General features: G+C 68.0%; 18 protein-coding genes and 1 pseudogene. 14 read left to right on the top strand and 5 right to left on the bottom strand.

Annotated features, from left to right (window positions below):
• The first annotated feature begins 122 nt into the window (after positions 1-122).
• From ACIBI4_RS00095 to ACIBI4_RS00050, 10 genes are all read left to right on the top strand, one after another.
• Positions 123-1,724, top strand: coding sequence for an ABC transporter substrate-binding protein (locus tag ACIBI4_RS00095; protein WP_399201193.1), 1,602 nt, complete (start codon positions 123-125; stop codon positions 1,722-1,724).
• Entirely contained in the window at positions 1,721-2,680 is a 960-nt protein-coding gene (locus ACIBI4_RS00090; protein ID WP_399201192.1) for an ABC transporter permease, read from the top strand. Before ACIBI4_RS00095 ends, ACIBI4_RS00090 begins: the two co-directional genes overlap by 4 nt.
• Positions 2,677-3,531: an ABC transporter permease gene (locus tag ACIBI4_RS00085; RefSeq protein WP_399201191.1), complete on the top strand. Its 855-nt coding sequence runs from the start codon at positions 2,677-2,679 to the stop codon at positions 3,529-3,531. The genes ACIBI4_RS00090 and ACIBI4_RS00085 overlap by 4 nt, the downstream gene beginning before the upstream one ends.
• A complete protein-coding gene (locus ACIBI4_RS00080; RefSeq protein ID WP_399201190.1) occupies positions 3,528-4,529 on the top strand; it encodes an ABC transporter ATP-binding protein in 1,002 nt (333 codons plus the stop codon). The genes ACIBI4_RS00085 and ACIBI4_RS00080 overlap by 4 nt, the downstream gene beginning before the upstream one ends.
• Positions 4,522-5,319, top strand: coding sequence for an ABC transporter ATP-binding protein (locus tag ACIBI4_RS00075; RefSeq protein ID WP_399201189.1), 798 nt, complete (start codon positions 4,522-4,524; stop codon positions 5,317-5,319). Before ACIBI4_RS00080 ends, ACIBI4_RS00075 begins: the two co-directional genes overlap by 8 nt.
• A gap of 150 nt (positions 5,320-5,469) precedes the next feature.
• Positions 5,470-6,618, top strand: a complete 1,149-nt coding sequence (locus ACIBI4_RS00070; protein WP_399201188.1) for an agmatine/peptidylarginine deiminase — start codon at positions 5,470-5,472, stop codon at positions 6,616-6,618.
• A gap of 149 nt (positions 6,619-6,767) precedes the next feature.
• Complete coding sequence (locus ACIBI4_RS00065; RefSeq protein WP_399201187.1) at positions 6,768-8,219, top strand: purine-cytosine permease family protein; 1,452 nt, start codon at positions 6,768-6,770, stop codon at positions 8,217-8,219.
• A gap of 46 nt (positions 8,220-8,265) precedes the next feature.
• The gene (locus ACIBI4_RS00060; protein WP_399201186.1) at positions 8,266-9,435 is read left to right on the top strand and encodes an agmatine/peptidylarginine deiminase; all 1,170 of its coding nucleotides are present in this window, start codon (positions 8,266-8,268) and stop codon (positions 9,433-9,435) included.
• 506 nt (positions 9,436-9,941) lie between these two features.
• A complete protein-coding gene (locus tag ACIBI4_RS00055; protein ID WP_399201185.1) occupies positions 9,942-10,928 on the top strand; it encodes a hypothetical protein in 987 nt (328 codons plus the stop codon).
• Between the two features lie 122 nt (positions 10,929-11,050).
• The gene (locus ACIBI4_RS00050) at positions 11,051-11,374 is read left to right on the top strand and encodes a hypothetical protein (RefSeq protein WP_399201184.1); all 324 of its coding nucleotides are present in this window, start codon (positions 11,051-11,053) and stop codon (positions 11,372-11,374) included.
• Positions 11,375-11,478: 104 nt separating this feature from the next.
• Here ACIBI4_RS00050 and ACIBI4_RS00045 read toward each other — a convergent pair whose 3' ends face one another.
• Positions 11,479-12,075 (bottom strand): hypothetical protein, encoded by a 597-nt coding sequence (locus ACIBI4_RS00045; protein ID WP_399201183.1) that lies wholly within the window; start codon positions 12,073-12,075, stop codon positions 11,479-11,481.
• A 257-nt stretch (positions 12,076-12,332) separates the two neighbouring features.
• On the opposite strand from ACIBI4_RS00045, the gene ACIBI4_RS00040 reads away from it, so the two are divergent.
• Positions 12,333-13,040 carry a DUF6193 family natural product biosynthesis protein gene (locus ACIBI4_RS00040; protein ID WP_399201182.1) on the top strand — a complete coding sequence of 236 codons (708 nt, stop codon included), beginning with the start codon at positions 12,333-12,335 and terminating at the stop codon, positions 13,038-13,040.
• Between the two features lie 59 nt (positions 13,041-13,099).
• A complete protein-coding gene (locus ACIBI4_RS00035; RefSeq protein ID WP_399201181.1) occupies positions 13,100-14,314 on the top strand; it encodes an ATP-binding cassette domain-containing protein in 1,215 nt (404 codons plus the stop codon).
• A 542-nt stretch (positions 14,315-14,856) separates the two neighbouring features.
• Here the strand turns inward: ACIBI4_RS00035 and ACIBI4_RS00030 are convergent.
• From ACIBI4_RS00030 to ACIBI4_RS00020, 3 genes and pseudogenes are all read right to left on the bottom strand, one after another.
• Complete coding sequence (locus ACIBI4_RS00030) at positions 14,857-15,069, bottom strand: hypothetical protein (protein ID WP_399201180.1); 213 nt, start codon at positions 15,067-15,069, stop codon at positions 14,857-14,859.
• Between the two features lie 149 nt (positions 15,070-15,218).
• Positions 15,219-16,492, bottom strand: a pseudogene (locus tag ACIBI4_RS00025) (RNA polymerase sigma factor).
• 2 nt (positions 16,493-16,494) lie between these two features.
• Positions 16,495-16,842, bottom strand: coding sequence for a YciI family protein (locus ACIBI4_RS00020; protein WP_399201179.1), 348 nt, complete (start codon positions 16,840-16,842; stop codon positions 16,495-16,497).
• A gap of 417 nt (positions 16,843-17,259) precedes the next feature.
• On the opposite strand from ACIBI4_RS00020, the gene ACIBI4_RS00015 reads away from it, so the two are divergent.
• A complete protein-coding gene (locus ACIBI4_RS00015; RefSeq protein ID WP_399201178.1) occupies positions 17,260-17,823 on the top strand; it encodes a hypothetical protein in 564 nt (187 codons plus the stop codon).
• 87 nt (positions 17,824-17,910) lie between these two features.
• Here ACIBI4_RS00015 and ACIBI4_RS00010 read toward each other — a convergent pair whose 3' ends face one another.
• Entirely contained in the window at positions 17,911-18,318 is a 408-nt protein-coding gene (locus ACIBI4_RS00010) for an SMI1/KNR4 family protein (protein ID WP_399201177.1), read from the bottom strand.
• A gap of 462 nt (positions 18,319-18,780) precedes the next feature.
• Between ACIBI4_RS00010 and ACIBI4_RS00005 the strand changes: the two genes are divergently transcribed.
• Positions 18,781-19,350 (top strand): transcriptional regulator, encoded by a 570-nt coding sequence (locus tag ACIBI4_RS00005; RefSeq protein ID WP_399201176.1) that lies wholly within the window; start codon positions 18,781-18,783, stop codon positions 19,348-19,350.
• The last annotated feature ends 369 nt before the right edge of the window (positions 19,351-19,719 follow it).

Below are 19,719 nucleotides of genomic sequence, written 5' to 3'. Positions count from 1 at the left end.
AGGGCTGTTCCAGCAGCCCTCCGGCCGCCCGCACCCCCTCAAGGAAAGAGAGCGCGACGATGACGACTACCCTGCCCCCTGCCGGCAGCAGACGGCCCCGCCTCCGGCGCGGACGGATCGCCGTGACGACGGCCGCTTTGACCTCCCTGGTGGTTCTCGCGGCCTGCTCCGGCCCGCCGAAGGACTCGCAGGACAGCGGGGGTGAGATCGAGCTCTCCGCCTCGACGCCTCCGGCCCGCGGCGAGATCGACTCCTTCACCTGGGCCGTGTACGCGGAACCGCCCACCCTCGACTACACGATGGCGTTCGACTATCCGCAGAACACGATCCTGTCCAATGTGTGCGAGAGCCTGATGCGCTGGACGCCCGGGCTCACCATGGAGCCGGGCCTGGCGAAGAAGGCATCGAACCCCGACCCCACCACATGGGTCTACGACCTGCGCGAAGGGGTGCGGTTCCACAACGGCGGGAAGATGACCGCCGACGACGTGGTGTTCAGCCTGGAGAGGCAGCGGGACCCGGACAACGCCGCCGCCTGGGCGCAGGTATTCCAGAACGTCGCTTCCGTGAAGAAGACCGGCAAGCTCCAAGTCACCGTCAAGCTCAAGAAGCCCGACTCCCAGTACCCGCAGTACATGGCGACCGCCGCGGGCGTAGTGGCCTCCAGGTCCGGAATCAAGGCGGCGGGCAAGGACTACGGGACCAGCGGAGACCTCGCCTGCACCGGGCCGTTCAAGCTCGGTACCTGGGACAAGGGCCAGTCGATCGCACTGGAGCGGTTCGACGGTTATTGGGGCAGGAATGCCAAGGCCAAGAAGGCCGTCTTCCGGGTCCTCACCGACCCGTCATCGCGCACCAACTCCATGCTCAGCGGGGAGTCCGACGGCGGCTATCTGATCCCGACCGAGAGCTACGACCGCCTGCGCGACAGCGGCGTGGGCAAGCTGTACTTCGGTGAGGGACTGACCACGGTCAACGTCAACGTCACCAACATGAAGGGCCCGCTCGGTGACGTCCGCGTACGCCGCGCGCTCTCCCTGGCCCTGGACCGCTCCGGGTTCGTCCAGGCCGGACTCGGCGGTGCGGGCACCGTCACCAACTCGCTCACCCCGCGTGCCGCCTGGACCGCAGCATCGGAGGGAACCAGGAAAGCCGCCTTCGACGCCCTGCCGCCCACCGAACGGGACATCGACAAGGCCACGAAGCTGATCAAGGAGGCCGGTGCCACCGGCAAGACCTTGACCGTCGCCACCAGTTCCATCGGCCAGGACGTCTCCCTCCTCGCCACCGCGGTTCAGGCGGCCGGCACCCAGATCGGCCTGGACATCCGCCTCAAGACCATCGCCCCGAACGCCTTCACCGCGCTCTTCACCGACCCCGGCGCGCGCAAGGGAATCGATCTGTTCCCGTACACCTCGTATCAGAACATCACGGACCCGCTCGACATGCTGGCGAACTTCAAGACCGGCGCCTACCTGAACTTCGCCGGATACAGCGACAAGGGATACGACCGCCTCGTGGACCGGGCCACCGGCGTCTACCAGCCGGACAAGCGGATGCAGATCGAGGCCGACCTGCAACAGCACGTGGCCGAGCAGGTGCTGTGGATCCCGGTCGCGGAGTGGCCCACCACCGTGTTCCTCAACAAGAGGATCACCGGCGCGCCCACCACCATCTCGTACATGTACTACCCGTGGGCCGCCGACGTGGGGGCCGCGAGGTGAACTTCCTGAGATTCGCCGTACGCCGGGTGGCGGAGATGGCCGCCACCCTGCTCGCCGCATCGTTCGTGGTGTTCGGCGCCATGTACCTGGCGCCGGGCAGCCCGGCCGGCTTCCTGCTCTCGGGACGTTCGGCCTCACCGGAGGCCATCGCCACGGTCAAAGCCCAGTACCACCTGGACGATCCCTTCTTCGTCCGGTACATCAGCTGGCTCGGCGACGTGGTCCAGGGAGATTTCGGACGGTCCATCACCTACCGCACCGACGTGTCACGCCTGCTGGCCGACCGCCTGCCCACCACCTTGCTGCTGGTCGTCATGGCCCTGGTCGTGGTCGCCGTGATCGGCCTGGTCCTCGGTTGCGTAGCAGCCGTACGCGGCGGTGCCACCGATTCCACCATCCTGGTCGGCACCACGTTCGCCGTCGGCACCCCCTCCTTCGTCGCAGCAGTGCTCCTCCAGGGCCTGTTCGCCGTCAAACTGGGCTGGTTCCCCAGCAGCGGAGCCGGCGACGGATTCGGCGACATGCTCTGGCACCTGACCCTCCCCGCGATCGCCCTCGCCCTCTACCTGATCGGCATGTTGGCGCGGGTCACCCGCTCGGCCATGCTCGAGGCTCTCGACAGCGAGCACGTCACCGTCGCCCGCAGCCGCGGAGTCCCCGAACGCCAGGTCATCTACCGCCATGTGCTCCGCAACTCACTCGGCACAGTCCTCACCACCGGCGGACTGATCGTCTCCACCCTCCTGGTCTGCACGATCCTCGTGGAAACCGCGTTCAGCATCGGCGGCATCGGCCAGCTCCTCGAACTGTCCACCACCACCAAGGACTTCCCCACCGTCCAGGCGATCTCGCTGATCATTGTCGCCCTGTTCATGGCCGTGAACCTGATCGTCGACCTGCTCCTTCCCCTGGCCGACCCACGGATCACGCTCGGCACGAGAGGGTCCGCCGCATGACCGCCGTCCTGACCCGCCGGCCCGGACTCAAGAAGATCCGCACCGCCCGGTCCCCGCTGCACCTGGCCTGCTTCGGCTTCGTCGGCCTCGTCACGGCAGCCGCGCTCCTCGCGTCGTGGCTGGTGCCGTACGACCCCAACGCGGTCGACCTCGGCAACGCGCTGGCCGGTCCGTCCGCGGAGCACCTCCTCGGCGTCGACGCCGCCGGCCGCGACACGCTCTCCCGGCTGCTCCTCGGCGCTCGCACCTCGCTCTTGGGACCCCTCGGGGTGGTGGTCTTCTCCACCGTCGCCGGCGTCGCGGTCGGCATGGCCGCGGGCTGGCGGGGCGGCTGGCTCGACTCCGTCCTGTCGCGAAGCACCGAACTCGTCTTCGCGTTCCCCGGGATGCTCCTCGCCATCCTGATCATCTCGATCTACGGCGAAGGACTGCTCGCCCCCGTCATCGCCCTCTCGGTCGCCTACCTGCCCTACGTCAGCCGCCTCACCCGCTCCCTCGTGCTGGCCGAACGCAAGCGCCCCTACGTCAGCGCCTATCAGGTCCAGGGGCACTCGGCCCTCCAGATCTGCGTGCGTCACGTCCTGCCCAACATCGCCCCCGTCGTTCTTGCCCAGTCCGCCATCAACTTCGGCTACGCACTGATGGACCTCGCCAGCCTGTCCTTCCTCGGCCTCGGGGTACCCGCGCTCACCCCCGACTGGGGCCGCATGGTCTTCGACGGCCAGACAGCCATCCAGCACGGCTACCCGCTGTCGGCGATCCTGCCCTGCGTGTTCATCGTGCTCACCGTCGTCGCCTTCAACGTGGTCGGAGAGCGCTGGGCCGACCGCGTCGCCAGGAGAGACCGATGAACCTGACGAAGACCCCCTACACCCTCGACGTCCAGGGGCTGCGCATCACCCTGCCCGGCACAGCACGGCCCGTCCTCGACGGCGTCGACCTCCACGTCGGCGCCCGTGAAACCGTCGCGCTGGTCGGCGAGTCGGGATCCGGGAAGACCCTCACCTCACGCAGCGCCCTGAAGCTGCTGCCGCCCGGCGCCGTTGTCGAAGGCGCTGTCCGGGTGAGCGGCCAGGACGTGCTGACCATGAACGCCGACCAACTGCGCGCTCTGCGCACCGGCAGGGTGGCCATGATCTTCCAGGATCCGCGCACCGCCCTGAACCCCCTGCGCCGCATCGGTGACTTCCTCACCGAGAGCGTGACCCTGGCCAGGAGCATGAGCATGAGCCAGGCGGACGCCACGGCACGGGCCGTCGAACTGCTCCGGGCCGTCGGCCTGGACGAGTCCGCCCTGCACAAGTACCCGGGCCAGGTTTCCGGCGGCATGCTGCAACGCGTCATGATCGCCGCCGCGCTGATGGGGGACCCGGCACTCCTGCTCGCCGACGAACCGACCACCGCACTGGATGTCACCACACAGGCCGAGGTCATCGCTCTCCTGGCCGAACTCCGCGAACGCTTCGGCACCGGCCTGCTCTTCGTCACCCACGACCTCGACCTCGCCGCCGCCATCAGCGACCGCGTCTACGTCATGTACGCCGGCCGGATCGCCGAGAGCGGCCCCGCCGAAGCCCTCTTCGCACGGCCCCGGCACCCGTACACCTCGGCGCTGCTCGCCTCCACGCCCCGCCTGGAAGCCCCGCAGGGGAGGCTCGCCGCCATCGACGGCCACCCCCCCGACCTGCGGCAGGAATTGACCGGCTGCCCGTTCGCCGCGCGCTGCCCGCTGGCCACCGAGATCTGCGACCAGCAGGCCCCCGCACCGCAGCCGGCACCCGGTGAGCCGCACCACCAGGCCGCCTGTCACCACAGCGACCGTCTCGAGGGGAGCCCCGTCGATGTCTGAGAACGTTCTGGAAGCTGCCGGTCTTTGCCGAGCCTTCGGCAGTGTCCGCGCCGTCGACGATGTGTCCTTCACTCTTGCCGAGGGCGGCTCGCTGGGCATCGTGGGTGAATCCGGCTCCGGCAAGACCACCACGGCCCGGATCGTCGTCGGCCTCGAACAGGCGGATGCCGGGGACGTTCTGGTACGCGGCCGGGCTCGCGTCTCCCGCGGCCGCGGCCGGCACCAGCGCCTGGCGAGGGCCCGCGAAGTCCAGATGGTCTTCCAGGACCCCTACCTGTCGCTGGATCCGAGGACCAGCGTCGAACAGGTCCTGCGCGAAACCCTGCGCCTGCACTTTCCCGGTGCGGACCACGACCGGCGCGTCCGCGAACTCCTCGACCAGGTCGGCCTGGGCACCCGCGCCGCCGACGCGCTGCCGCGGCAGCTCTCCGGCGGACAGCGCCAGCGCGTCGCCATCGCCCGCGCACTCGCCGTCGAACCCGCGGTGCTCGTCCTGGACGAGGCGGTCGCCGCACTGGACGTCTCGGTTCAGGCCCAGATCCTCAACCTGCTCGCCGACATCCGCGAAGAGACCCGGATCGGCTACCTGTTCATCACTCACGATCTCGGCGTGGTCCGGTGCGTCACCGATGACGTCATCGTGATGCGCCGGGGCAGGGTCGTCGAGGCGGGTCCGACTGCCGACGTGCTCGCGGCACCGCAACACCCCTACACGCGGCTGCTGCTGGAATCCGTGCCCCGCCCCGGCTGGGACCCGCAGGCCATCGCCGCCGCCCGCAGGGCGCTCTGAACGCGGCGCTGATTCTGCGGCGCAGCGCACTCACCACAGACCGCCACCGCACCGAACCCGGCAGCGAGGCCTTGGGGGGCATCTGTGCGCCCACCCACCTCTGTGACCGGCACCCCCACAACGCACGCACGTTGACACAGGAGGTCAACCATGAACCACCGCCCTGCCGCCCGCCACGCCGGCCCCGGCCTCAACAGGCGCCGGTTCCTGGCGGCAGCCGGACTGGCCGCTGCCGCCGGCGCCGCCGCCACGACCGCCGTCCAAAGCCGTGCCGGGGCAGCGCCGTCCGCCCGCACCTTCCGCGTCCCGGTCGAGGACGTCCGCCACACCCGTACGTGGATGGCCTGGCCGGATACCACCTCGATCTGGGGCAGCATGCTGAGCGGCGTGCAGGCGGACATCGCACTGATCGCGCGCACGATCGCGAAGTACGAGCCGGTCGTGATGTGCGCCAACTCCCGGAGTGCGGCGAAGGCCCGCTCGATGTGCGGAACCGCGGTCAGCGTCATCACGTCCATCCCGGTCGATGACTGCTGGATGCGCGACACGGGTCCCGTGTTCCGCACCGACGGCAACGGCGGCCTCGATACCGTGGGCCTCAATTTCAACGGCTGGGGCGACAGGCAGCCCCACGCCAAGGATGCCCTGGTGGCCGAGCGGATCGCCGCCCACGTGGATGTGCCCTTCACCTCTGCCGACCTGGTCGGCGAGGGCGGAGCCATCGAGCAGGACGGCGCCGGCACCCTGATGGCCACCCGAAGCAGTCTTGTGAACCGCAACCGCAACCCCGGGGTGCCGGAACGCGAGCTGGAGCGGGCGATGTGTGACGCGTACGGCGCGTCCAAAGTCATCTGGTTCGACGGCGTGTACGGCCAGGACATCACCGACGACCACGTCGACGCGACCTCCCGCTTCCTCGCCCCAGGCGAGGCCCTCGTGCAGATGCCCGTCGCCGCCGACAACGACGCCTACGCCCGCGACGCCCGCCGGCAGTACAGCACCCTCTCCAGTTCGACGACCTCGGCAGGCAGGGCGATGGACGTGATGCGCCTCCAGGGTCCGGACTACAACAAGATCCGCTCCACCAACCGGGACTTCCTCGCGTCCTACGCAAACTTCTACCTCTGCAACGACGCAGTCATCTCGGCCCAGTTCGGCGACCGTACGGCGGACGAGGCCGCGCGGGCGACCCTGTCCCGTCTCTACCCCGACCGGCGGATCGAGCAGCTGAACATCGACCGTCTCGGCACCGGCGGCGGGGGCATCCACTGCGTCACGCAGCAGCAGCCCGTCGCCTGACACGTATGACTCGAAACTTCGACCGATGAGTGCCGTCCGACCGATTGACTGAAATTTAAGTCAGTCCCTACTGTGGGCGCACCGTGCAGCGCCGGCGGTCATGCCGGCGCTGCTGTGTCTTATGGACATTTCCCTGAACAGGAGCCCACATGGGGCCAGTTGACGCGCAGACGCATGACTCCGCAGCGCACGCGGGCATCGAACAGCACTCCATCGACTGGGTGCCCCTGTCGGAACGGCACGGCAAACCCTCGGACGTCGGGGCCATCTGGTTCGTCGGCAGCCTCAATCTCACGGGCCTGGCGACCGGCGTCGTGACGCTGTCGATGGGCGCCTCGCTCGTCTGGACAGTTATCGCCACCGTCCTCGGCTCGCTCTTCGGAACGTTCTTCATGGCGTTCCACTCGGCCCAGGGGCCCCAGCTGGGCCTGCCGCAACTGGTCCAGTCGCGGCCGCAGTTCGGCTATCTCGGAGCCGCCCTCACGGTGTGGGTGTTCGCCCTGGTCAACTACGTGGCCTTCAATACCTCCGACGCCCTGCTGTCCGGCCAGGCCATGAACCTGCTCACCGGTATGCCCAACGGCCTCGGCTATCTGCTGGGCGCCGCGGTGGCGACGGTGATTGCCCTGTTCGGATACGAGTGGATCCACCGGCTCAACAAATGGCTCACCTGGCCCTTCGTCGTCATCACCGCAGCGATCACCGCAGCAGCCCTCTTCGGCGGCGGCCTGCCGGACGGCACTTGGACCCCGGGCCCGTTCGAACTCGCCCCTTTCATGCTGGTGTTCGTCTTCGTCGCCGGCTTCCAGCTGGGCTGGGCGCCGTACGTCTCGGACTACTCGCGCTACCTCAGACCCGATGTCCCCGTCCGCAGCACCTTCTGGTGGACCTATCTGCCGAGCGCGATCTCAGGCATCTGGGTGTTCGTCCTCGGCGCCGTCGTATCGGCCGGCGCTCCGAAGGGCACCGACCCGGTGACCGCCCTGAAGTTGGCCGCCGACCGGCTGTTCGACGGCTTCGGCACCGTCGCGGTGATCGTTCTGCTCGTGGGGCTGCTCTCCATCATGGCGATCAACCAGTACGGCGGCAGCCTCACCATGATCTCGATCGTCGATTCGTTCCGGCCGGTCAAACCGACGCGGGCGATCCGGGTCGCAACGATCGGGATCATGCTGGTGGCCGTCGGCACGGTCTCCACCCTGGTCGGCATCGACCAGTTCAACTGGTTCTACTCGAACGTGGTCGTTGTCCTGACCTACCTCTTCATCCCGTGGACGGCCATCAACCTCGTCGACTTCTTCTTCGTCCGACGAGGCCAGTACGTCGTCAAGGAGATCTTCAACCCGCAGGGGATGTACGGCCGGTGGGGATGGCGAGGAAACCTCGCCTATGCGATCGGGCTGGCCTGCATGGCCCCCTTCATGGTCATCACCGGCCTCTTCGTGGGGCCCGTCGCCAAGGCCCTCGGCGGCGTCGACTGCTCGATCTTCGTCGGCCTTCCGGTCGCGGGCGCCCTCTACTGGGCCTTCGCCCGAAGCCTCGATCTGACCACCGAACGCCGGCTGGTGCGAGAGGAGGGGCTGCTGGATCGCCTGCACTGACCAACCCGCTCCAGCACGTACAAGCCCTTGAGAGAAGGAGCACCACGTGAACGCAGAGCACCGAGGCGAACGCCCAGGCATCAGCCGCAGAACCCTCATCTCCCGGACCGGGGCGGCCGCCGCCGCCCTGGCGGTGGGGCCGGTACTCGGCGGCATCCAGCCGGCCGCGGCCGCCTCCTGGCACGTCCCCGGCGAAGAAGCCCCGCACAAGCGGACCTGGATGGCCTGGCCCTCCAGCTACACGATCTGGGGCAACCTGCTGTCCAAGATCCAGACAGACATCGCCAAGCTCGCCAAGGAAGTCGCCGAGCACGAGCCGGTCATCATGTGCGCGGACGGTTCCTCGGCCGCGTCGCAGGCCAGAAACGCATGCGGCTCCACCGTCACGGTGATCAGCTCCATCCCGGTGTCGGACTGCTGGGTACGCGACACCGGCCCGATGTTCCGCGTCGACGGGGCCGGCGGCCTCGACTCCTTCGGCCTGAATTTCAACGCCTGGGGCGAGAACGCCACGACCTTCTACGGCCTGCCCTACTCCGCCTACAACAAGGACCGTGTGGTCGCCGGACGGATCGCCGCCCATGCAGGTGTCCCGTTCGCCAAAGCATCCGTGGTCGGCGAGGGCGGCGGCATCGAGTACGACGGCGACGGCACCCTCATGGCGACCGAGAGCTGCTGGCTCAACCGCAACCGCAACCCAGGCAAATCGCGCGGTCAGGTCGAGGCGGAACTGCTGTCCCGGTTCGGCGCGACGAAGATGATCTGGCTTCCCGGCGTCACAGGATGGGACGTCACCGACGGCCACATCGACGGCACCGCCCGCTACATCAAGCCCGGGGTCGTGATGGTGCAACTGGCCGGCGCCGTGCGACCCGACGTGTGGACGGACAACGCTCAGGCCATCCACGACGTCCTGGCCGACGCGACCGACGCCAAGGGCCGCCGGCTCCAGGTCCTCACCATCGAAGGACCGGACACGCTGCCGCGGATATCGCCCGGCAAGCGGGCGGACTTCCTCAGCTCCTACATGAACTGGACGGTCACCAACCAGGCGGTCATCACCGCCCAGTTCGGCGACACCGCCAAGGACGCTGCAGCCAAGACGGCCATCGCCGCCGCCTATGACCGGCCCGTCGTCCAGCTCAACCTGGACAACCTCTACGGCAATGGCGGCGGCGGGGCTCACTGCGTCACCATGCAGGAGCCCAGCCGCTGAGGACCGGCCCGGGTCTCGTTACGGGACCCGGGCCGCCCAATGCCACAGTCGCGGTCCCGGAAGTCCATCCAGCAGAACCTTCAGGAACTCCGCTGCACCCGTGTAGTGATTGCACACCGGCTCAGCACGGTGGAGTTCATTCGGAGGCAGAAGACTCCGTTGTCGGGGGCATTGACTGACTGAACTCCTGCGGTCTGGTGTTCGTCCTTCGCCCCTCGGAACTACCCAGCCCACCTCTCACGTGTGACTATGCGACACGACGATCAGTCATGCCATCAAGTAAAGCGCACCCTCCGAGGTCCTCCATGCCGCAACGCTCGCACTCCCGCCCCCGCCTTCGGTCCCATGGTGCCGCCGCACTCACCCTGGCCACCCTTGCCGCTCTGGGGTTCACCACCGCCTGCAACGCCGAGTCCGACGCTTCCTCTGCTTCCTCCTCTGCTCCCTCGTCGGCGAAGGAGCGAGCGGCGAAGTACGACGCGGTTGTCGAGGACTCGACGCCAGCGGTGCAGGACGTCATCGACGTGGCAGGAGCCCCTCAGGAGGCTGCTCGAGGGGCCGACGGTTCGCTGCTGCTGAGCTTCTTCGCGGGTGGGCGGGACGACGACGAGGGGCCCGCCGCCTACGCCTGGCGCCTCTATTCCCCACAGGGGAAGCGGGTCGCCGATCATGCGGAGCACGGCGACATGGAGATGGGCCTGCCTGGGCACTTCCGTGCCACCGCGGGCGGGTTCCTGTTCGATCCGCTGAACGGGAAGCGCTGGCTGCTCGACGCCGCAGGGGAGAAGCATCCGGTCACCACGCAGAAGGCGCTTCGGGAGACTCGTCCGGGTGACGTCGCTGTCGGGCGCGGGAGTTCTGGCTATGCGCAGCCCAAGTACGCCTTCCGGCCGTCGTCGCGTTCCGTCGCACCTGTACCCGAGCTCGAAGGGGACATTGTGGATATGACGGTCGACCCGGAGCGGGGCACCACGTGGGAGGTGGAGCAGGACCAGGAGCGGGCCGCCGCACCTGCGCGGATCGCCACCTCGGCGGGTGCGGAGAATCTGCAGCTCTCGGAGCAGTACTACGTCAACGGGATCGCGGCGGGTGGGGGGACGTTTGTCGCGTACGTGGGCAGCGAACGCAAGGGTGAGAAGCCGGCGCTGCGCCTCCATCGGGACGGCGCAGGCTGGCGTGAGGTTCCGAGTACGCCGTCGATGCCGCTGAAGGGGCTCGACGGCGACAGCCCGGTGGAGGTGCTGTCGGACGGGCGCGTGCTGGTCAAGGCGCTCGGCAAGGGGCAGTTCTGGGTGGGGAGCCCGGACGGTTCGCGGTTCACGAGGGTCGCGACGCCGGTCGGTTTCACCTCGGTGTCCGCGCAGGGGAAGGCTCTGGTCGGGATCGCCGATTCCACCACCTCCGACGTCGTGGAACGGGTGAAGGGTGAGGGCGTTTGGGTCTCCACCGACGGCGGCGGCAGCTGGTCCCGGTTCCGCGACGGAAAGTTGTGAGGCGCCCGACCCGGTTCGCCCGGCACTGACCCGTCACCCCATTCTGGGGGGCGCTCTCAGAGACGCTGGGTCGTTGACCGGTACTTCGGCTAGTTCATCAACTTTGGGCAGGAGAGGCGCCTATGTGGAGCCGTTACCCCACCGATGACGAACTTCGGCGGACCTTCGAGGAGACCCTGGCCGCCGTCGTGGCGGGGGAAGGCTCGACCTCCTGCAACGGGTTCGATGCGTGGACCGATACGACGTTGTGGGAGATCGTTGAGGCCTACCCGGATGTCACCGACGCGCTGATCGCGCAGGCTCGTGCAGCGTTCGCGGGCCAGCCCGACGGCTCCAACGCCCGAGCCGAACAAGCCGCTCTGGACGCGGCTTTCCAGCAGCAGCGGCCGGAAGATGCCATCGCCGTCTACGAGGCGCTCCGTTTTCCGAAACGCACGGATGGGTGAGGCCCGCGCCTGGGGGCGCGTGGTGGACAGATCCGGCGGGATGTCCCCGCCCGGAGCGAGCCCCTGCCGGATCTTCACTCGACCAACCCAAGGGTGAGATGGGTTCAGTGGTAGAAGCAGACCAGGTCGGAGGAGTTGAATTCGTCGCCCTCGACGTTGTTGCACGCCTTCAGCCAGCCGTGCAGTTCTGCGACGCCCCCGGCGACATGGGCGTCCTCGATTGCCGACAGGTCCGCGGCGTCCAGTTCCGCGGCGAGCCGCAGCGCCTCCTCGCGCTCCACGTATCCGATGAGCGGGAAATCGTCGACGGGCGGGAGCGGTACCGGCGATCCGGAGTAGAGCAGGTCGTTCGGGTCGAACCGCACGCCGGCTTCGGCCAGTGCGGTCTGCACCGTGTCGAGCCAGCCGGAACCGAACTTGTGCCAGAAGCCATTGTTCAGATGTCCGCCGAATTCCTCGCAGAGAGCCTTGAGGGTGTAGCCGTAAATGTGGCCGTCCCCGGTGAACGGCTCGTTGTAGAACAGTTCCCGCATCGTCTGCGGAGTGGGGTCGAACTCGCCGCCGGTGCAGTGCCGGCCCTGGATCCACCCCAGGAACTCCTCGGGATCGGACGTGTAGGCGTGCGGCTTGCGCAGCACGTTGATGTTCACCGAGTAAGGCATGATCCCGTAGCCCACGAGGGGTCCCTTCGTCGCGTCCATAGCAATGCCGGCTATCGGGGCGATCCGTCAGCACCGGCGCGCACCTGCGCGTTGCCCCGGACGCCGCCGGCCGCAGTGCCACCGCCCCGCTCACTCTCGGCTGAGCATCGGGCCTGACCACGCAGACGCGGCATCGTGCCGCGCATCGCCCGAACCGGCATCGAATCCGACCAGCACCTGGGCCGGCACCGCCCTTCTCACCCTCGCCGCCAACATAGCCTGCTACAAGAACAACCCACCCATCAGGGCACAACCGCGTGCCCGAGGGCGTAGGCGCCCTGGGCAAGCATCAGGGTCGGGCGCGTGGGCAGGCGCAGCGTGAGCATCGCCATCAACGGCGCGTCGAGGCCGGACGCGAACCGCACGACCGGGCCCCGCGCGACCTGTTCGGCGAGCTGTCCACCCTCAGCAACGACTTCCGCACCATGCGGGCCGCGCACGACGTCCGTATCCGCCACGACCGCGTCCGCGGCGACACTACGAGAGTGGATGCGAACAGCGAGACCTCAGGCGAACAGCCACTCCTGCCTCCAAGGCCGGTTCTGCCGGACATGGCCGCGGCACACCGTCGCGGGCCGGCTGACGCTGTGGAGGCTCGTTGGCAGTCCCTGCGACTTGCCTGGCAGTGGCGGTATGTAGCGCACCAGATCCACAAGCCCGGTCACCCCTATCCGGGCATCGTCCCGCTGCTGGATGCAGCCGCCGCTCAACCCCGTCTCAGACGGCTGTATCCGTTCACCAGCCACTTTGCCTTGCTCTTCAGCAGCTCCACCGGCTACCCATGGACCGTGCAGGCCGGCACCATCGAGCCCCTGCTCAATGGCCGGTTCAGGGTTCACCGGCGCAAGCCCTTCACCGTGATCGGCGAAGTCGGCACCGCCGAGGAAGCGGTGAATCTCCTACTTGAACTTCTGCCCACCGGCACCGAGCCCGTCATCACAACGGCCGCGAACGAGCCCATCTGACGATCCAGCCCACCGGGCGTGTGCAGCAGATCCTTGAGTCTCGGCGTGGGTATGCCACTGTGCTCGGCTTCGGGCTCGCCGAGCGACGTCATCGCGCTGTGATGTCGGGTTCCTGGGGCGTCGCGGTGCAGTCGCTGCGGGCGCGCACCGTGCAGAGCATGCTCAATGCCCGGCTCAACCTCGGGGAATGCCTGAGCCTGGCTGCTGTGCTCGTCGTCGGATTCATTCTGATCGACCGGGGATCCTCGACCGTCGGCGGCGCCACGACCGCGATGTTGCTTGTGCTGCGCCTGCTGGGGCCGGTCAACCAACTGCTGTTCGTGATCGACACTCTCCAGTCGGCCCTCGCATCGCTGAGCCGCATGATCGGGGTCGTCACGGTCCCGACCGTGGACGCGGCCGGCGCGGCGATGTGGCGGGCAGACCTGGCGGACTCGGCAGATCCGGCAGATCCGGCGGTTTCGGCAGTTCCGGCGGTTTCGGCGGTTTCGGCAGTCCCGGCAGTCCCGGCGGTTTCGGCAGTTCCGGCGGTTTCGGCGGTCCCGGCGGTCCCGGCGAAGACAGCCACCGCTGTCCGGCTTCGCGAGATCGCGTTCCGCTACGCCGACGGTCCACTCGTGCTCGACGGCATCGCCCTCGACATCCCGGCCGGTCAGCACCTCGCGATCGTCGGCCCGTCCGGGGCGGGGAAGACCACGCTCGCCGCTGTGATCGCGGGCGTTCACCGGCCTGACGCGGGGACTGTGACCCGCCCCTCCGGCACCGCGGTGATCACGCAGGAAGTACACGTGTTCGCCGGGACACTACGAGACAATCTCACGCTCGCCGCGCCCGGCGCCACCGACGGTGAGATCCGTGCCGCGCTCGGAACCACCGGCGCAGCCGGCCTGTTGGACCTGTCGGAGGAAGCCCTGGACACGGTGGTCGGGACCGGCGGACACCCGCTCACCGAGGCGCAGGCGCAACAACTCGCCCTCGCCCGGCTGCTCCTCGCCGACCCGGAACTGGCGATCCTCGACGAAGCCACCGCCGAGGCGGGCTCTGCTCACGCCGAGCGGCTCGACCGCGCCTCGGAAGCGGTCCTGGCCGGCCGGACCGGCATCGTGATCGCCCACCGGCTCTCCCAAGCCGCCGCGTGCGACCGGATCGTGGTCATGGACGCCGGCCGCATCACCGAGACCGGCACCCACGATGAACTCCTCGCCGCCGGCGGCACATACGCCCGGCTGTGGACGGTGTGGCAAGCCGGGCAGCGCTTCGGAGCGAACAGGTGAGGCGGACGCCGGGCTGTCTTCGGGTAACGCAGCAGCCGCAAGTCGCGCCGGGCGGAGCCCGATCGAGGACCGGCGCGCGATCTTGCGGACGACCACGACGTGGAGTGTGCCGCCGATGTGGACGGACGGCGGCCGACGCGTCATGCCCCGAGCCCGGCCGACAGACGCGAGCGAGTCTGCCGGTGTCCCGGCGGGGGACACCAAGTGCCGGTGGAACGGGCGTAGTTGCGGCTGCGTCAGAATCCGGGCTTGGCTCCGGCGTCCAGGTCGGCCGTGGAGTCGCCGCTGACGTTCTCACCGAGGCCGGGTTCGACCCGGCTGTCGGAATGAGGCGCACGGGCGAGAAGCGTCAAGTAGTGCGTCGAGGGTGAGCAGAGGCTCGCAGCCGTCTTCCGTGACCGGCCGCAGGCCGCCGCGATGAGTCGGCGACGTGTCCGGCCGCAGGCCGCCGCGATGAGTCGGCGACGTGTCCGGCCAGGCCTGCTTATGGCGACGTGTCCGGCGAGTGCCTGCTGATGGCGACGTGTCCGGCCGGTGCCTGCTTATTTGGTGAGGAGACGTGCTACGAGGATGACACTCGCGAACACCACCGCGGCCGTCACATCCATCCAGTCGGATCCAGCCCACCAGCCGATCATCGACCCGAGAAAGTAGCCGCCGGCCATCAGGAACAGTGTGCTGGCCACACTGAAGACGAGCAGATGCATACGGGCGGCATCACGTGCCGCAGCTCCATCCGCCTGCCGCTCCTGCATGACCGCCAACCCCCGTCCGCGTGGTGTTCGACTCCGCGTACCGGCAACGCTTCAACAGAAGTGAAGGGGCGTCAAGTGCAGGATTCACAGGAGCTGTTGACTCTCGTGGACGGCGCAGGCGTGTAGCCACCTGCACTCGCCCTGTCCGGTCACGCGCTCTCGCCAGGCGTTCGGTTCCCGTGCCCTTCCGGCTCGCCGTCCGAGACCTGTTCCGCCGTGAGTGTTGTGATGCGGTGGCGTAGTCGGTTGCGTTCGGGGTCGGTGCCGGCCCCCGCGAGTGCCGCGCGGTATGCCGCGATCGCTTCGGTCTGCCGGCCGAGGCGTTCCATCAGTTCGCCTCGTGCTGTCTGATAGGGGTGATGACCGCGTAGCTGCGGGGTGTCGGCCAGAGCGTCCAGGAGAGCGAGGCCTGCCACCGGGCCGTCCCGCATCGCCACCGCGATCGCCTTGTTGAGTTCCACCACGGGGGAAGGCGCGATCGCGCCCAGCACTTCGTACAGGGCCACGATCTGCGGCCAGTCCGTGCCCGCCACGTCGGGTGCCTCGTCGTGCAGCGCCGCGATCGCCGCCTGCACTCCGTACCGGCCCGGCGGGCCACCGCTGAGCGCTGTCACGACGAGCGCGGTGCCTTCGTCGATCATCGGCCGGTCCCACAGCTGCCGGTCCTGGTCGTCGAGGAGGACGAGAGCTCCGTCGGGACCTGTGCGCGCGTTACGCCGTGCATGTACGAGCAGCATCAGCGCGAGGAGCCCCGCCACTTCCCGCTCACCGGGCATGAGGCGGCGCAGGATCCGGGCCAGCCGGATCGCTTCCTCTGCAAGATCGAGGCGTTGCAGGTCCGGTCCGGAGCTGGCCACGTAACCCTCGGTGAAGATGGAGTACACCACCTGCAGCACGCCGGGCAGCCGCTCCGGCAGTTCGTCCGCCCCCGGCACCCGGAACGGGATCCGCGCTTCCCGGATCTTCTTCTTGGCCCGCACGATGCGCTGCGCCATGGCCGGCACCGGCACAAGAAAGGGCGCGCGCCACCTCGGGTGTGCCGAGCCCCGCCAGGCAGCGCAGCATCAACGCGGTACGGTCCTGCGCCGCCAGCGCCGGGTGCGCGCAGGTGAAGAACAGCTGCAGCCGGTCGTCCGGCAGTTCACCGGCGGCGTCCGCCGCCAAAGCGGGCCCCGCACGCTCGGCCTCGACCCGCAGCACCGCGAGCCGGTCCGCATACACGCGGTCGCGCCGCAGCCGGTCCACCGCCTTGCACCGGCCAGTGGACCAGCGCAGCCTCCACCGCCTCCGAGGTGACCTCCTCGGCCAGATCGAGATCGCCGAAACGGGACACCAGGCAGGCCAGGAGCCGCCCGCGTTCCTCACGGAACACGGACTCCACCCAGACCCCGGCCTCCCGCCCGGCGGGCGCCTCGTCCGGCATACTCAGGCCCCGAAATCCGCGACCGGCCGCACCACGACCGAACCGCTGCCGCGAGCCCCCGGGCACCGGGCCGCCCAGTCGAGCGCCGCGTCCAGGTCCGGCACGTCGATGACATAGAACCCGCCGAGCACCTCACGACTCTCGGCGAACGGCCCGTCCGTCACGGTGCGCCGCCCGTCCCCGTCGACCCGGACCGTGGTCGCCGTGACCAGATCGGCCAGGGATTCCCCGGACACCAGGATCCCGGCATCCCTGACGTCCTTGTCGAACGCCATCCAGTCGGCCGGCGTGCAGCCCTCCGCATCACCGTTGCCATCCGCGATCCCGTTGATCAGCATCATGTACTTCATGGTCAGGCTCCCCTTCGACTGTCCTGCGGTCATACGGCGGACTGCCGTACATGATGACGACGAACGGGACACCACCCGATCGACAAGCCAGAAGAAAATTCTTTCTCTGCTGCCCCTCGGCAGCACCGGCGCAGCAGTCCAGGTACGCCGACGACACCAAAGGGCGCCGACGACGACCCGATGCCCCCCTCATCCCACAAGGCGGCATGGTCCCGTCAGTGCGATTCCTGTTGCTTCGGTCGACGACACGTCGCCATGATCGCCCCGAGGCGTGTCTCGGTCGAGCCGTGTGGTGCATGGCGGCCGCGCACGCGGGGATCATCGAGGCGGCGCAGACATCCCGGAGCATGGGCCTGGGCCTGGGCGTGGTGTGTGGAGCTTGGAGGGGACACGAACGTGTGGGGCGTTGAGGATCGTGTGCGTGAGGGGATCCGTCACGAGGGTGACGGGCTCGACGCTGCAGCTGTGGCAGCCAGGCTGGCCCAGGCGGCTGCCTGGGAGCAGGACGCTGCGGAGCGGGCGCGGACGCTGAGGGATCCAGCCACGGGCTACGAGGACTTTGACGCCGAGTACCTGGCAGAGATCTGTACCGCGCGGCATCTGGAATGGCGGCGGGTCCAAGCCTTGATGAACGAGATGAACTGGAAGGTGTGCGAGCCTCTGAGAGACGTTCAAGGCTCCGCCTGGGCGCGGGAGCGAGACAGACGCCGGAACGACTCGGTGGCCGACCAGCCCGGAGGCGAAGCATGGCGACGAGGCGACGCCTTCGGACTGCGGATGGAGGTGTGGTTGTCGGCGGAGACGACCGACCGCATCACATGGGCGGGCTACCTGCCTGCCAGATATGCGCGGGAGTCACCGGTGAGCCCCGCCGCCGTCGTGGTACAGATCCTCGAACGCATCGTGCTGGGAGAGAACGGAGTGATCTCGGTTCCGCCGTTCCGACCGACCGCGGACGGCGTCGAGCCATCAAGCCCCTGACATCGGGACCCTTGTGCTCTCTGGATGCGCATCAACCCCTACCGCCTCGCCCACGCCCGCATGGACGACCCCCTGAAAGCTGAAAGCTCAGTCCCGCCACCAGTCCCCAGAGTCCTCCAGGACCCGACGCAGGTAGTCGTCCATCCCGTTCGCCACCCAGATACGTCCGTCCGTCTCGTGATCCCAGACGAACACATCGTCACGCAGCGGGACCCTGACGAACGCAAACTGATCCCCGCCACCGTTGTCTCCGAAGAACATCAGCGGCTCGAAGGGCATATAGAGCTCGGCGAAGTCCACCGAGGCACGGAACAATGCGTTCTCCTTCGCGATCCGCTCGGCACTCCACACCACGTCCGTCCCGTAATGCCCGCACACTCCATTGCACTCACGCAGCAAAGACGCGAGCTCCTCGGGAAGCGCCTGCCCCAGAACACGTTCAACCTCAGCCAACGCCTCGATGGTCGCCGGCGCAGCAAGCTCCGCCTCTGCCATCACTGCCAGGATCCGTTCACGCCACATCCGGCGAGGATCTCAGGCAACGCCTCGATGGTCGCCGGCGCAGCAAGCTCCGCCTCTGCCATCACTGCCAGGATCCGTTCACGCCACATCCGGCGAGGATCTCAGGACCGTGAAGATCACGACAACCCTGACCGGTGAGCCCCTTCCCCGAACACGTCAGCCGCTTCTGAATGCGGCCCGACTCCACCTATCTGCCCGTCTTGGACATGAACCACCTCTCCTTCACCCAGGCGTGTTTACCGCATCACCGCACCCACCACTTCTATGCAGAAGTAAACCCAGGCCGCATCAAACGGCCAAGCGCGACCACTCCACAACCCCCATATTCCAGCACCCTCCATTCTCCCAAATGGCGCTCAAAACGCCATAAACCCATGACAGTTGGGGTAGCATAGAACACAGCAAAGAAAACGACAGAGGCGGGAGGTGACTCAAATGCCGGACAGAACAAACGAGTTCGGAAAATACGGCGCCCGCGGCATCAAAGGCAGCGACGCCATTGCTCGCCAGCTCGACAAACTCGCCGGCTTCATCGCCACCCCCATCACTCAACGACGCGGCCTACAAGCACGATTGAACTACCTCACCAGAACCCCACACGCCCTCCAAGCCGCCCGCCAAGCAGGCCTCACCGTCACCGACCGCACCCTCAAAGCCTGGCAGACCGGCCGCCGACAGCCATCCAAAGCAAACCTCACAAAAATCGAAACCGCCTACCAAACAGTGCGCCGCAACAACGTCGCCCGCTACCTCCTCCAGCGCCTCAACAGCCGAGGCGGCACCCGAGTGGAGATCCACCCACTCAACCAGTCCCAGGTCGACCGCAGATTCCAACGCGTCCTCGAATACCGCACCCTCAACATCCGCCAATGGGACACCATCATCCGCGCCTGGGCCGCCGGCGACACCAGCGCCCTGGACGAAGCCTGGATCGACTCGATCGTGGACCTCGGCTCCCAATGGGGCCAGTACGAATACGTATCAGCCGTCGGATTCGCAGCATAAACCCAGCCCTCAATCTCAAATCCCGTACAGAACAACAAAACTGAACAACCATCACCACACCAGAGGAACGACCCGATCGCCGGCGACCTGCAGCTCGCCAACTCCGGGCACACCCTCTCGCTGCGCTTTTGGTGCAAGCTGCGGAGCAGATTGCACAGGCCGAATCGCGGAGCGATTCGAGCCACGGCCCGAAGGGCCATCAATTCCCTTGCGGAGCAAGGGAATTTGCTCGTATTGCGGAGCAATTCGAGCAGTGGCCAACGGAGTTGGCCACGAATTCCGGCGGAGCCGGAATTCCAGCCGCGCGGAGCGCGGCATTTCTTCCGCCGCGTAGCGGCGGCGCGTTGTCCTCGCGGAGCGAGGCGCGCG

This window comes from Streptomyces sp. NPDC050418, assembly GCF_044458745.1.
Taxonomy (GTDB): Bacteria; Actinomycetota; Actinomycetes; order Streptomycetales; family Streptomycetaceae; genus Streptomyces.
Note: the sequence above shows the minus strand (reverse complement) of the source record. Positions and strands in the feature narration are given on the sequence as shown.